A 13715-nucleotide genomic window follows, 5' to 3' on the forward strand; every position below is an offset into this window, starting at 1 on the left:
TGACTTGAGCAGGGCGAGAACGGGTACCGAGCAGAGTGACGATGACCAGCCACGACCTTCCTTCCGACGACGGGCCACGAGCCGACCGGCCGAAGCGGCGGACCTTCTCGGCCGCCTACAAGTTGCGGGTGGTGGAGGATTACGACGCCGCACCGTCCGGCGAAAAGGGTGCGCTTCTGCGCCGGGAGGGCCTGTACGAGTCCAGCATCTCCCTGTGGCGCCGGCAACGCGATGCCGGGCAGTTGACCGCATCGGGAACGGACCGGCCGACCACGAAGAAGGAGAAGTCGCCGGAACAGGCCGAACTGGAGCAGCTCCGCAAGGAAAAGGCACGCCTGGAACGGCAGAACGCCGCAATGGCCAGGAAAGTGAAGCAGACCGAGGTCGCCCTGGACATCATGGGAAAAGGATTCGCGCTCTTGGAAACGATGTCCGAGAGCGCGGACACCGAGAACTCGTGAACACCTGCCGGGACGACACCCTGGCGCTACTGGCAGAACATCTGCCGGTCACCACCTCGTGCACATTGTCGGGAGTGCCGCGTTCCGGTTTCTACCGGCGGCGGAAACCGTCCTGCGAAACCGGTGGCCCGGCTGCGCGGCCGGCGCCGCCGAACGCGCTGACCGCAGATGAACGCGCCGAGCTGGTGGCCGTGCTCAACAGTGAGCCCTTTTCAACCTGCTGCGGTGGGCTGCGGGGTCGGGCCGACAGACGAGCGAAGCCCCTGGTAGATCGGTTTTCGACCAAGAGAACCGGCTCCACCAGAGGCTTCCATGCTTGTTTACCCGTCCGGCATCGATGTGTCCAGCGCCGCCCTGCGCCTCCTGTCCAACCGCCTGCGGGAACACCGCCTCGCCCTGGGCACCCGGTGGCGGCGCCTGCCCGCGGGCCGCCAGGCCCTGCTCGTCCTGGCCCACCTGCGCAACGGACACACCTACGCCCAACTCGCCGCGGGGTTCGGCGTCGGGACCACCACCGCCTACCGATACATCACCGAGGCGATCGAGGTCCTGGCCGCCTTGGCCCCGACGCTCGCCCAGGCGGCCCGGACGGCATCGACGAAGGCGTTCGTCCTACTCGACGGCACGCTGCTGCCGATCGACCGGGTCGCCGCCGACCGGCCCTTCTACTCGGGCAAGCACAAGAAACACGGGATGAACGTGCAAGTCCTCGCCGATCCGGCCGGACGGCTGCTGTGGGCTTCACCGGCCCTGCCCGGCGCCGTCCACGACGTCCGCGCGGCCCGCGAACACCGCATCATCGACGCCCTCGCCGAGACCGGCGTCTCCTGCTGGGCCGACAAGGCCTACCAGGGCGCCGGCGGCACGGTCCGCGTCCCCTATCGCGGCCGGTGGGAGAACCTTTCGGAGGGGCAGCAGGCCGTCAACCGGTCCCATGCCAGGATCCGGGCACTGGTCGAGCAGGCCGTCGCCGCGCTCAAGTCCTGGCGCCTCCTGCGCAAGCTCCGCTGCTCACCGGGCCGAACCACCGGCCTCGTCAAGGCCGTCCTCTGCCTCCACCTGGCCAGCTCAGGCTGAAGATGGAAAAGGCTCAGTGACCGGTTCGCCGACAAGGCACCCCGGCAGGTGTGGGCCGCGCTGCTGGACGAGGGCGTCTACCTGGCGTCGGTGTCGACGATGTACCGGGAGCTGCGGGCTCGTGACCAGGTCCGCGAGCGGCGCGCCCAGGCCCGCCACGAGGCCCGCAAGAAGCCCTACCTGGTCGCCCGCGCACCCAATGAGATCTGGACCTGGGATATCACGAAGCTGCCGGGTCCAGGCCCCGAAAGTTCTACGAACTGTTGACCGGGCAGTCGATCGACCATGCCACCGCTCCGCGCTCAGGGCCTCGAAGGCGGCCCTGAGCGCGGAGCGGTGGCGCGTGAGGGGGTGGAGAGGCAGCCTGAAACCCACGGGCCTGTCGCCGGAGAGTGGCTCCGGTCGATGACCGGTGCGTGCCGCGAGTGCGGACGCTCGGACGGTCATCGGCAGCGACCTGGCGTTGCCTCGCCGCGCTCGCCGCCGCGGGGCAAGAAATGCAAAACATAATGATGTTGCCCCGGACCGGGCACGGTCCGGGGGCGTGGACTGGATCGGGCGCGATCCGGCGGGGGTGTCGTTGGCTGGGGACGAGGCGGGCAAGCCGGGGCCGCGAAGGGCGATGAGGCGGAACTCGAGGAGGCATGGCTCGCCACGGCGCGACCGGGCAGTGTTCATCGCCCTGTCGGAGGAGGAGCACGCTGTTGTGAAGGCCGCGGCTGAACGTGAGCATCTGGCGATCGCCGCGTGGGCGGCGCAGACCATGTTGGCCGCTGCGGCGGGTTCGCCCCGCCCGGAGTATGTAGAGCTGAGAGAAGCTCTCGGCGACCTCATGCATGCGGCGGGGCTGGCCCATCGCATCGGAGTGAACCTGAATCAGGCTGTCGCTGCACTCAACTCGGGCGAACCGGCCACGGAGCTTCACTGGTACGCCGAGGCCGCGGCGCGGGCGGTTCGCAAACTCGATGAGGTCGCTGACGGGGTGTGCCGCAGACTTCCCTGAACCTGCGTCGGCTGGAGGACTCGCGGAGTGTTGCGGTGAGGTCGGACGGCGGTGCGGACAGCGTGCACCCGAGCGCTGTCCGCACCGTGCATGGCAACGTCCCCTGCGGCCACCGCGCAGACCGGAACAGTTGGCGGACTGGGTGACGTGTACGGCGTCCGGGAATCCCTGGCGGAGCCGCTCCGCCTTTCGTCCGCCGTGCGGCGGACGGCCGTCCACGCTGCGGACGAGGTGGACGGACGTCGTCCGCCTCGTCCGCCGTTCGCCGCCGGCGGCCCACCGGGATCGGCCGGCTTCGGTGGTGCCTCTCCCGTTACCTGGCAACGTTGCCTATAGAACTTGGACACGCCAGATCGTTGCCTTGAGTTGACGATCGTTGTTGGGTGTTGCATCGTTGCTCTTCAACCGCGTTGTTCGGCGCCCCCCCGAGGGCGTGGGGCTGCCTCCTTGCAGGAGAGCGTCGACTCTTGCTGTGGTCAGCCGTCGAGCCCTGCTCTGCCTGTTCGCTCCGTATGTCCTTGGAGGGCTATGCGCGCCTTCAGAATCGTTGTCTTCCGGGAAGCGCTTGACCACCATCCCTGGACGCGAGGCGGACTCTGTGTCCTTCAACAGCCTGCCTTGAGGCTATGGGGAGGTGGCCAGCTTGAGTGTTGAGGATCCGTCGGACCGGAGTGTCGGCCGGGTGCAGGCGTATACGGTCGAGCAGGTCGCCGAGATGCTCCAGATCGGTCGGGACAAGGTCTTCATGCTCATCCGGACGGGCCGCCTGCGCAGCATCAAGATCGGGCGGCTGCGCCGGATCACCGAGCGGCAGCTCGCCGACTTCATCGCCTCCGCCGAGGATAAAATCTGACTCTGTGTAGCGTAAATGCTGCGCTGTGCTGCATGGAGTCCTGTGGTCCAGCTGCCTGAGCGGGGTCCGAGGCTCGCTTGCAGACACTCCATCGACGCGGGGGAGAGATCGCATGAGCAAGATCGTGATCGGTAAGTACGAAGGCACCATCTACCCGGAGAAAGGGGGCTACACCGGAGCCCTGGCGCTGGGCTTCGGACCGGACGGCAAGCGAAGACGGCTCAAGCGGAAGGGCAGGACCAGGAGCCAGGTCCTGGACCGGCTCAAGGCGGCCGTCGTGGATCTGGAGACGGGGGTCAAGAGCCCGGCGAACTACAACGTGGGGGAAGCCGTCGAGGATTGGCTCGCCAAGGGCCTCAGGGGACTGGACGACGACACGGTCGTCAACTACCGGAGCCTCGCGGGCAAGCACGTCATCCCGCTGATCGGCAAGGTCAGGCTCAAGGACCTGCGCGCCGATGACGTGGGCGAGTGGCTGGACGGGCTCGCCGGTTCACTGTCGTCCCGGAGCCTGCGGCTGGTGCACGCGATCCTCAAGCGCGCGATCCGGCAAGCCCAAGCGCGGGACATGGTCATTCGGAACGTGGCCGAGTTGGTCAAGACCCCCAAGGGGACGGCGGGACGCCCGAGTCGGGCGCTCACGCTCGATCAGGCGCGGGCCGTGCTGGAGGCGGCCCAGTCGTCGAGGCTTCACGCCTACGTGGTGGTCAGCCTCCTGACCGGGATCCGCACCGAGGAAGCCCGGGCGATGCAGTGGGACCACGTCGTCGCCCAGGCCGACGGCGAGGCGGGCTGGCGGCCGGTGACCGCGGACGGGTTCGAACACGAGAAGTTCGCCATCTACGTGTGGCGGTCTGTGCGGGCCCACGGCGACACCAAGACCGAGAAGTCACGCCGGACGCTGGAGTTGCCCGGGCAGGCCGCTGAGGCTCTGCGCAGGCACCACGCCCGCCAGGCCGCACAGCGGCTCCGGGCGGGGGAGGAGTGGCGGGATCACGGCCTCGTGTTCTGCTCGACCACCGGGCGGCCCCTGGACGCCGCGAACGTGCGGCGGGCGTTCCGTCTCATCACGAGGAAAGCGGGGATCGGAGAAAGCTGGTCGCCCCGGGAACTGCGGCACTCGTTCGTGTCGATCATGAGTGACAGCGGAGTGCCGATCGAGGCGATCGCGGACCTGTGCGGGCACTCGTCGCCGGCGGTGACGGGGGAGGTGTACCGGCATCAGTTGAGGCCGGTCATCACCCGGGGTGCCGAGGTCGCGGACGCGGTGTTCGGTCCGGGGAAGTCGGCGTAGGACGAGGGTGGGTGGCTCCCCTTTTGGCTCCCCATCGGCATTGAAGATCGAAAAAGGGGCCTCGGATGATCTCCGAAGCCCCTCTGACCTGGTGTTTCTCTGTCGGGACGGCGGGATTTGAACCCACGACCCCTTGACCCCCAGTGACTTACAAGCGTTCATTCAACTCCAACGCGATCAAGAGATTTCGTGAGAACATGCAGGTCAGACGGCTAGAGTCAGTGACGCGGCGTCATTCACCGTGACGCCCCATGAGGCACAGTCCACTAACGAGCCACTAACAAACGATCATCCCGGGGGAGTGGCGTTGGGGTACTCGTTCAAGCGGCTGGACCGCAACGGCCGGCCGCGCTACACCGCCTGCTACGAAGACCTCAAAGGCAAGACCGTCTCGGCGGGCACCTTCTCCTCCAAGAAGGACGCCGACAAGGCGTGGCAGCGCGCCGAAGCCGAGGTCGGCAAGGGCAGGGACCTCAACCTCAAACGCGGACGGCAGACCTTCCGCAAGTACGTGGAGGAGACCTGGCTGCCCAACCACGAGGTCGAGCCGACCACGATGCAGAGCTACCACTACGCGATCTACAAGCACGTGATGCCCGAGTTCGGCACGATGCGGATGATGGACATCCTGCCCGAACACGTACGGGCCTGGATCAGCCGCATGAAGAAGGACGGCATCTCACCCTCGACCATCCGCCACAACAAGGTCCTGCTCAGCGCGATCTTCACCACCGCACTACACGACCAGGTGACCTACATCCACCCCTGCAAAGGAGTCCGCACACCCACCGTCCCCGAAAAGCCGCTGGAGATCATCACACCCGAGCAGTTCGACGACCTCTACCACGCCCTCCCGGACGCCGACTCCAGGCTTCTCATCGAGACCGCCATCGAAACGGGCCTGCGCTGGGGCGAGCTCACCGAACTCCGCGTCCGCGACCTCAAGGCCCGATCCCGCCTCCTGACCGTCAGCCGCGTCGTGGTCGAGCTCAACCCCAAGTTCCACCCGGAAGGTAAACGCTTCCTGGTTAAGGACTACCCCAAGGACAAGGAGTGGCGCCGCTTCAAGCTCAGCGACCAGATGGTCGACAAGCTCCAGGACCACATCGACGAAGAGAAACTCGGCCTCGACGACCTCCTCTTCGTCTACCGCCCAGAAGCGACCGAAGAACAACCCGCCCCCGCCCTAGACCCCGAAACACTCGGCTGGACTCAGGAGAATGCGAAGGGGCACCGCTACCGCCACGGCACGCTGAGCGCCTACAACGCAGCTAAATGCCGATGCGACCACTGCAGGAAAGCCTTCGCGGACTACCGCGCCCGCCGCCGCGCCAACGGCAAAGACAACCCCCGCCAGCCCCGCCGCCGTGAGACCGACGGCCACATCCCCGCCAACTGGTTCCGCAAACAAATCTGGAAACCAGCACTGAAGAAAGCTGCCCTAGACACCAAGGTCCGCATACACGACCTCCGACATGCCCACGCATCATGGCTATTGGCCGGCGGAGCCGACCTCCAAGTCGTCAAAGAACGCCTCGGCCACGGCTCCATCTCCACGACCGAGCGCTACCTACACACCCTCGACGATGCCGATGACACGGCCCTCGCCGCCTTCGACAAAATCCGCAGCCGCCGCCGCACCGACTGAGGTGTTTACGTCATCGCCCGCAGGCTGCTTTCCGAAGCTTCACTGTGGCATTCATTAGAGAATCGGTGCTGGTAGGAGAGGCTTGCAATTTGAATCATCCTATCAATCGCTATACACTGGTTCCGAGTCGTCTACATGAAGCATATTAAGGGCTGCTTGAACGCTCAACTAGCACCAAGAGTACGCCGATGCCTCCGACTAGAAGGCCAAAAATAATCGCCAGAGCAGACCCTTGAACAAGAGCCACTAGAAGCGCATTCCCTGCTTTCTTTGAATCTACTGCAAGTGCAACAGTCGCGGAAGTTAGAAGAGTAAGCATAAAAACGCTTGTTGCCAACAGTGAAGCCATTAGTTTTGTTCGTGCAGTCGCAAGTCTTTGTTCAGACGCCCTCTGGGTGGGATTATTAGACGCTCGCTGTGGGAACGCGGCCAGTACTGCGATAGCTGCAATTGTGAAGCCGAGTAGCGCGCTGGCAGTGTTCGTTAGAGACGCATACGTCTGTTGTCTGGCTGGAGTGGAAGCCGCAGCAAGCAGCATCGGCCCGTATCCAGCTAGGTGCATTGCTATTGACGTTATCTCGAAAGCAATGAAAGGGATTGCGGGAACTGCCCATAGATTTCTATCCAGCCAGGCGAACATGCGAGCTAGCCGTGTGAGCATGGGTAAACCCTACCGCTAGGGTCTGACAGTCTCAAGCGCGGGCGCATGGCTTGGGCTTGAACGGCGCGAACAAACATGCCGCTGACTTGGAAATTTCGATACGCCGACTTGAGTTCGTCAATTACTGCCCGCTCGTCCGGAAGGGTGTCAACATCCGGACTTGGAGGCAAATCAGTGTGAACTTGCATTCTCTCGTTCAAGAGATTTATTTCTTCGATTCGACCGGTTCTCTCGTTTCTCCCCGAAATAATCAGACGGTCGACGAGGTCGTGCATATCTTCTACTACCTGAAAGACTGCCTCTTCTGTCGCGTCATTTAGGTAGCGATTCCGGGGCCCGTATCTTCCCATTCCGATGGTTACAGCAATGGACGGTGCAGCCTCGCCGAAGACCTGGGGGATTAGCGTTGCAAACGCACCTCCCCTGGTGTCAATATACTCTGGACGAGTCAGGGAAATCTGAACCGTGCGCAAGTGTCCTTTGATTTCTTCGAGGCGCTCGCGCATGTCCGGCCTAAAAAGTTGCTCAAAAGCTACATGTTGGTTGAGTTTTTTCCTAAGGTAAAAAGAGAGGCGTCCGAGTCTGGGAGCGTTGCTATGCAAGTCTTGCCCAACGATACCGTCGGGCCAAATAGCGACATGTGTGACATCCGCCGGGTATTGGTCGTCCAACAGTGGAAGTGGGCCCAGCTTTTCTCCAGGAGTGTACTGGGAAGGTCTTTGTGTAGGGCCTCGAAGCGCAAGTAGCTGAATAATGGTTGGTTCGGTTTCGGATCCCGCTTCAATAACCGTAATGCCAGTAGTTACTTCATCGGTCTTCAGAACGGTAGATTCCGGATCCGCGGCGATTGCTTCGGCGAGCTCCGTTGCAACTGTAGAGGGAAGGAAATCTGGCCGGTTCTGAACCGAACTCCACTTGGAGAAAACCAGTCGACGCGAGACCATGTTCGTAATACTATGCTTGCCGCGCGTCGCGCGCCAGTCGGTTGAGGTGGCACCTGGCACGACGTTTGTGCGCCAGGTTGGTGATATGTCTGTTTTATGCGTTATGGGTGTGCCGGGACGAGATCAGTCGGAGATGCCGCATGCCTGGCCCGGATCGATCGGGAGACAGCCCCCTCGCGAGGCGACGAGGGGGCTGGCGATGGGTTGTATTAAGCTTCGCCCTGCTTCGACAGCAGGCGGTGCAGGTCGGCTGTGACTACGCGGTAGGTAGTGCCGATGCGGATGATCTTGCAAGGGAAGCGATTTTCGCGGGCGAGTTGGTAAGCACGGGTTCGGCCGAGGCCGAGAGCGCGGGCGGCGGTCTCGATGGTGGTTGTCGTGGGGAGGGCGGCGAGTTCCTCGCGGGTCATCGGTTCCATCTTCAGGCCTCCTGGCTGTTCGAGCGGCGGGGTTGGGCGTAGGAGGGCCTGTCAGTGTTGGGACGCTGCGCGAGGAGTGTCTCGGTGATGGATATGGGGAAATCGGCGGCGGCCAGTGAGGCGCCGGCTCTGTCATCCTCGTATGCCTCGTCGTGGGCGTGGATGTCGTTTTTGAGCGGGGCCGGGTGGCTGTGGACGGCGTTGATCTCTGCTTGTGCTTCGGTGAGGACCGTGCAGAGGGCTTGGGCGTGGCGGCGGGCTTCGGCCAGTGACTGGCCGTGGCGGCTCAGGACTTCGGTTATGTCTTCGCCGTGGTCGTGGCCGAGGCGTCCGGCTTGTAGTTCGCGGAGGAAGAAGCGGTTGAGTTGGTCGAGAAGTTGGTCCAGGCCGAAGGTGGCTGCGCCGAGGTTGCCGAGGATGGCGTAGGCGGTGGAGGGGAGGGTCAGGCCGGGCGGGCCGGCGGTGGCGTGGTTGAGGCTGCGGACGTGGTCCGGTAGGGCGGCGGCGAGCCGGGTTGTGTCTTGGTCGTCATGGGACGGGCCGAGGGGGTCTTGCATGGGGTTGGCCATACGAGTTCTCCTTGGCGAGGTTGAGTCGCCGGTTCGGGCGGTGCTGGGTCACGGTGTTCGTCCTTCCTGGTTGGGTTTTGAACGTTGACGCGCTGGCAGGTTCTTCAGAGCGCTGTGCTCGCAATGTTGCATGCGTAGCGTTGACGATCTTTACGCTCCGTCAATTATGCGGCAGCGTTGATCATTACGCCACGACCGCGTGTCCCAACGTGGTGTGTGTCGCGCGTGGGAGTCAGCGCGACGGGGGACGGCGGCGCGCGGGAGCAGGCGGTAGGGCGGCGGTCCGGGGGCGTTGGTACGGAGCGGTTGCCAGGTGCTGGCTGAGGGGGACGGGGAAATCGGCTGCTGCGAGCCGTGCGGCGTTGTGGTTCGGGGTTTGGGGCCTTATTACTGCTGGAAGCGGTGGTGATGGTTGGCGCGGCCTTGTTCGGGTGAGGTCGGTGAGCTGTACGGCGGCTTTGCGGGCGGCTGCTGCTTGGGCGATGCGTTGTTGCGTCTGCCGGAGGTCCGCGACGGTCTCGATCAGGGCGGCGAGCTGCACGATGAGCTGGGAGAGGGCGCTGGTGAGGCTGGGACGGTGGCTGTGGTTCAGGCGGGCGCTGATTTCTGAGCGGGCCAGTGTTCGGGCGATGGTGCGGAGGGTGCTGCCGTAGGGGGTCTGGCGTGGCTGGCGTCCGTAGGGCTCGCGGGCGGCGCGATCGTAGAAGTCGGCGGCGTGCGCGAGTTCTCGGTTGCCGGTGATGGCTGCGGTGACGTGGAGGATGTCGGAGGTTGCGGCGGCTACGTCGGCGCGGACGGCGGAGTCTTGGATGTGGCGCATCTGCCAGGTGGCTGTGGCGGTGGCTCGGGCGGCCTGCTGGTAGGCCGCTGATCGTTCCTGGTGGGTGAGTTCTACTCCGCTGGGGGCGTATCGCCTGGGTGCTCGGCGGCCGTGTGCATCTGGTGGGGTGGACCAGCGGTGGCGGAGTTTGGGGAGGGTGAGGTTGGCGGCGAGTTTCCCGCCAGAGAACCAGACCGGTTGGCCCTTCTGGTTGGTGTGGTGCGGGAGCGCGACGGCGTAGCCGGTGATCTCTCCGGGAGTGCGGACGCTGTGGCGGATTTTGACCAGCACTCCTGCTTCTTTGAGGGTGGCAAAGAAGTCGTCTTCGGTCTCGGAACCGGCTGCTGCCATCGCGACGTGTCGGCGGAGTGCGGTGCGGGGTGGCTCTGGCCAGTTCTTGCGGTGGGCGAGTTCGGTTTCGGCGCGGGAGGGGCGTGGGGCCGCGGTGCGGTCGGCGGGGGCGGTCCGGGTGAGCCCGTAGCGTTCTTCGATGGCGTGGCAGGCTTTGGCGACCTTGAAGTAGTCGCGATGGACGCTGGGGTTGCGTCCGTCCTCGCGGGCCAGGACGGTGACCAGGTGGATGTGGTCGTCGGCGTGCCTGACCGCGATCCAGCGGCAGGCCTGGTCGTCGCCTCGTGGCGCGAACCCGGTCTGGTGCATCACCTCTTGGGCGATGTCGGCCCATTCATCGTCGGACAGGGGTCGGTCGGTGGGAGCTGCTCGGATCGAGCACTGCCAGACCGGTGAGGCCAGCGGGGTGTGCCTTAGGGTGTCCAGGGGCGAGGTGAGGACGCCGACCAGGTGCCGGAAGTCCCGGTTTCCTCGGGCCAGGCCGGGTTCCAGAGCCATGGGGAGTCGGAACCCGGCGACGATGTGGGGGTTGACGTGCTCGTTGTGTCTGCCGGGGCCGTACAGGTAGGAGAGCAGGCGTGCGACGCTGTGCCCGCGAGTGACTTTGCCGATCAACGCAATCGCCGACTCGTCTCAACGGAGGCCGCGTCGACTCTACGGAGAATTTTCTCCAGGTATGTCAATGCGGCGGGCAGTTCGGGTGGTGTTTGTCCTGTGCTGTTGGCGATGCGAGCTAGTTGATTCAGGTTCACGCCGATTCTGTTCAGCTGCCGCGCGATTGCGCGTAGTTCTTCGCAGAGTTCTGTGGTCTGCTGGTGTCCGTGCCCGTGTTGGCGGGTGGCTGTCCGGAGCGTGTGGACGATGAACGTCCCGTATGCCGTTCCGGCCTGGTGAGCTGCTGCGCGGATTTCTTCGTATTCCTCGTCGCTGACTCGAAATCGCATCTCTCGGTTCCGTCGGCGGCCTCCGCCGAGCTGCGAGCGCCGCTGGAGTCTCGGCGGCCTGCTGGCCTGGTCGTTGCTCGCTGCGAACACCTCCGATCACGGAAGCAGGACCGCGCCCGGTCCCGCACCACAATGGTGTGCGGTGGATTCCGATGAATCCACGACGTGTCGCGACACGTTCCTACCTTGCAGCCTCTAAGTGAGTTGGCCGCGAAATCTGCCAGCCGGTGCCGAGCAGAGTTCGAGACGGCTGTGTGGGGTTGAGTAGTGTCGACTGGTGTCGATGGGTTCGGTTTTGGGTAGGGCAGTCGATAGATTATCTGCTTTCGATATTGAAGCAGCGTTGCGACACGGCAACGCATCACGATTTTGGGCGTTCGGTTGTTTGTGCGTTGCGCTTGGGAAGCGCTTTGGCCGTTACGTGACGTGGTGGTCTGCTTCCCGTCTCGGTGAGGATGGATGCTCAACGAGACGGGGGTTGTCTGCGGTCGGGGCCTGCGGCTGGTCAGGCGATCTCGAACCAGGTATGGAGGTTGCCGGTCTCGTCTGTGTCGTAGCCGGAGCGGGTGGCCAGGGTTTCGATCAGGAGGATTCCGTGGCCGTGGTCGCGGGGTTCGGTGCCGTGGCGACGGGTGGGCCGAGTGGGTGCGCCTGCGTCGATCACCTCGCAGCGGAGGGAGTGGCCGCTGTCGGAGAGCAGGAGAGTGAACGTGCCGCCGTGGCGGGAGTTGGAGTGGCGCACGCTGTTGGTGCATGCCTCGGAGATCAGCAGTTGCGCTGTTGCGGTGCGGTCGGTGTCGTCCAGCAACTTGGCGGCGAAGCGGCGGGCTTCGCTAACGCTCTCCGGGGTGGCCGGCAAGGTCACGTGGCCGAGGACGTTCCAGGTCGTCATGCGCTCATCGCCTCCGCGATCGTCGGTACGGCCCGGGGGTCGGTGATCAGTGCCCAGTCGGTGGACCACACCCAGGCCCACGTTCCGACTTGTGGGGCGGGAACGCAGGCGATGAACCGGGTCGTGTGCGTTCGAGGGCTCATTACGCGGAGTACGACGTTGTCGTCGGTGCCCAGAACGGTGGGCTGGAGTTCGTAGCGTTGTAGCTGGTTCGCCAGCCAGGTCAGGAGGTGTTGCCGCCGCCTGGGATCGAGTTCATTTTCCAGAATGTCCGCCATGTGGCACTTTCCCGTTCCAGTGCTGTGACCTCGGGTTTTCGGGACAAGCGTGCTGCGTGGCGGTTACTCTGTCGCTGTTCCGTGGAATTCCTGGAAATTCAGCCGACGGACGGAAGTGCCATGCACATCAACGAGTCCCCCGAGCCTCGATCGTCGATGTGGGCCTGGATCGCCTACCAACTGCGGTTCCAGCGGATGCAGCGCGGCATGTCGGGCCACGCCCTGGCCAAGCTCCTCAACTGCGCCCGTTCCTCGATTTCCAGACTGGAGAACGGCGAGGCCAAGCTGACCGACGCCCAGGCCGGCACCCTGGACAAGGAGTGGAACACCGGGGACCTGTTCAGGACCATGGTCTGGTACGCCCGGCTCGGGCACGACGCGAACTGGTTCAAGACCTTCACCGACTCGGAGGGGCGCGCGTCCGTTCTGAAGATCTACAGCGGCCAGCTGATCCCCGCGTTGCTGCAGACGCCCGAGTACGCGCGGGCTCTCCTGGTCGAGGGACGTGAACCGGGGATCGACGCTCTGGTCGAGGCGCGCATGGCTCGACAGAAGATCCTGACCAAGAATGCTCCCGCCGACCTCTGGGTGCTGCTGGCCGAGACGGCGCTGCCCTGTCTGGTGGGAGGGAAGGCGGTCATGCGCGAACAGCTCGCCAGGCTCGTCGAACTGTCTCAGCTGCCCAACGTGACCTTGCGGATCGTCCCCAACACCGCGGGCGCGAACGCGGGCCTCGACGGGCCGTTCAAAATCATCAAGGTCAAGGAGGGGTTGGTCGGCTACGTGGAGGCTCCCACCGGCGGACGGCTCGTCGCGGACGCCTCGGAAGTCGACGGGCTGGTGGACAGGTTCGACCGCATTGGGGCGGTTGCTCTCCCCGTAGACTCCAGTCGGAGCCTGATCGAGCAACTCAGGGAGACCATGTGACTTCCCCCCAATGGCGCAAGAGCAGCCGGTCCAGCGATGGAACCAGCGGCCAGTGCGTCGAGGTCGCCCGCCTCGACAGCGTCATCGGATTTCGGGACAGCAAGGCCGCGGGAGACGGCCACCTGGCGCTCTCTGCGAAGGTCTTTGCTGGCCTGGTCGCCAGCGTGAAGCGGAACGAGTTGGACCTTAGGTGAAGGACGGCTCGGGGCCGTTCGCAGACTCGATCTTGCCGACGGGGTTTGTTCGTTCTGCAGGTCAATGGAGTACGCGCGGGGCGGTTCGGCGGTAGGTCGACGTGGACGACGCCCGCCGTTGCCGTCCGTTGTGCGAGTGCCGTGGAGGGTGGGCCGCTGCGCGGTGGGCGGGCGGACCTCAACGGGGCTGCGACGCGGTCTCCGCTTTGCTGAGCGGAGAGGTGGCGGTGGTGGCCGGGTGAGTGATTGCGGGACGGCTCAGTTGCCTGATCGCCGCGTGTGGCTTTGGCGAGGTTGCCCTCGGTAGGAGCGAGTGAACATCCGCTGGTCACGGACGTTGAACTCGGGGTGCTTCTGGTGCCGTGTGAACCGGGGGAGTG

Annotated in this window: 15 protein-coding genes and 1 pseudogene; 9 read left to right on the plus strand and 7 right to left on the minus strand. The window is 64.7% G+C overall.

Annotation, left to right across the window (positions count from 1 at the left end):
• Positions 1-41: 41 nt before the first annotated feature.
• The 7 genes and pseudogenes from F7P10_RS43670 (at position 42) to F7P10_RS39215 (ending at position 6336) form a co-directional block, all read left to right on the plus strand.
• Positions 42-461, plus strand: a complete 420-nt coding sequence (locus F7P10_RS43670; protein ID WP_218040275.1) for a transposase — start codon at positions 42-44, stop codon at positions 459-461.
• A gap of 312 nt (positions 462-773) precedes the next feature.
• Positions 774-1538, plus strand: coding sequence for an IS5 family transposase (locus F7P10_RS39190; protein WP_151017056.1), 765 nt, complete (start codon positions 774-776; stop codon positions 1536-1538).
• Positions 1539-1553: 15 nt separating this feature from the next.
• A pseudogene (locus tag F7P10_RS39195) lies at positions 1554-1778 on the plus strand (IS3 family transposase); the annotation flags it as partial.
• A gap of 430 nt (positions 1779-2208) precedes the next feature.
• Positions 2209-2541: a hypothetical protein gene (locus F7P10_RS39200; RefSeq protein ID WP_151017058.1), complete on the plus strand. Its 333-nt coding sequence runs from the start codon at positions 2209-2211 to the stop codon at positions 2539-2541.
• Positions 2542-3175: 634 nt separating this feature from the next.
• Complete coding sequence (locus F7P10_RS39205; protein WP_218040276.1) at positions 3176-3394, plus strand: helix-turn-helix domain-containing protein; 219 nt, start codon at positions 3176-3178, stop codon at positions 3392-3394.
• 112 nt (positions 3395-3506) lie between these two features.
• Positions 3507-4688, plus strand: coding sequence for a tyrosine recombinase XerC (locus F7P10_RS39210; RefSeq protein WP_151017059.1), 1182 nt, complete (start codon positions 3507-3509; stop codon positions 4686-4688).
• Between the two features lie 307 nt (positions 4689-4995).
• A complete protein-coding gene (locus F7P10_RS39215) occupies positions 4996-6336 on the plus strand; it encodes a site-specific integrase (RefSeq protein WP_151017060.1) in 1341 nt (446 codons plus the stop codon).
• 645 nt (positions 6337-6981) lie between these two features.
• On the opposite strand, the gene F7P10_RS39220 is transcribed toward F7P10_RS39215, so the two are convergent.
• The 7 genes from F7P10_RS39220 to F7P10_RS39250 all read right to left on the minus strand — a co-directional run bounded on the left by F7P10_RS39220 (position 6982) and on the right by F7P10_RS39250 (position 12214).
• Positions 6982-7941 (minus strand): hypothetical protein, encoded by a 960-nt coding sequence (locus F7P10_RS39220; protein ID WP_151017061.1) that lies wholly within the window; start codon positions 7939-7941, stop codon positions 6982-6984.
• A 209-nt stretch (positions 7942-8150) separates the two neighbouring features.
• Entirely contained in the window at positions 8151-8360 is a 210-nt protein-coding gene (locus tag F7P10_RS39225) for a helix-turn-helix domain-containing protein (RefSeq protein WP_218040277.1), read from the minus strand.
• Positions 8361-8362: 2 nt separating this feature from the next.
• Positions 8363-8929, minus strand: a complete 567-nt coding sequence (locus F7P10_RS39230) for a hypothetical protein (protein ID WP_151017062.1) — start codon at positions 8927-8929, stop codon at positions 8363-8365.
• A gap of 232 nt (positions 8930-9161) precedes the next feature.
• Positions 9162-10715, minus strand: coding sequence for a relaxase (locus F7P10_RS39235; RefSeq protein ID WP_151017063.1), 1554 nt, complete (start codon positions 10713-10715; stop codon positions 9162-9164).
• The gene (locus F7P10_RS45615) at positions 10712-11044 is read right to left on the minus strand and encodes a MobC family plasmid mobilization relaxosome protein (RefSeq protein ID WP_151017064.1); all 333 of its coding nucleotides are present in this window, start codon (positions 11042-11044) and stop codon (positions 10712-10714) included. The genes F7P10_RS39235 and F7P10_RS45615 overlap by 4 nt, the downstream gene beginning before the upstream one ends.
• Before the next feature lie 505 nt (positions 11045-11549).
• Entirely contained in the window at positions 11550-11936 is a 387-nt protein-coding gene (locus F7P10_RS39245; RefSeq protein ID WP_151017065.1) for an ATP-binding protein, read from the minus strand.
• Entirely contained in the window at positions 11933-12214 is a 282-nt protein-coding gene (locus F7P10_RS39250; protein WP_151017066.1) for a hypothetical protein, read from the minus strand. The genes F7P10_RS39245 and F7P10_RS39250 overlap by 4 nt, the downstream gene beginning before the upstream one ends.
• 81 nt (positions 12215-12295) lie before the next feature.
• On the opposite strand from F7P10_RS39250, the gene F7P10_RS39255 reads away from it, so the two are divergent.
• The gene (locus F7P10_RS39255; protein ID WP_218040278.1) at positions 12296-13141 is read left to right on the plus strand and encodes a helix-turn-helix transcriptional regulator; all 846 of its coding nucleotides are present in this window, start codon (positions 12296-12298) and stop codon (positions 13139-13141) included.
• Positions 13138-13335: a DUF397 domain-containing protein gene (locus tag F7P10_RS39260; RefSeq protein ID WP_151017068.1), complete on the plus strand. Its 198-nt coding sequence runs from the start codon at positions 13138-13140 to the stop codon at positions 13333-13335. Before F7P10_RS39255 ends, F7P10_RS39260 begins: the two co-directional genes overlap by 4 nt.
• Positions 13336-13715: the final 380 nt, after the last annotated feature.

The sequence above is a fragment of the Actinomadura sp. WMMB 499 genome, assembly GCF_008824145.1.
Classification (GTDB): domain Bacteria; phylum Actinomycetota; class Actinomycetes; order Streptosporangiales; family Streptosporangiaceae; genus Spirillospora.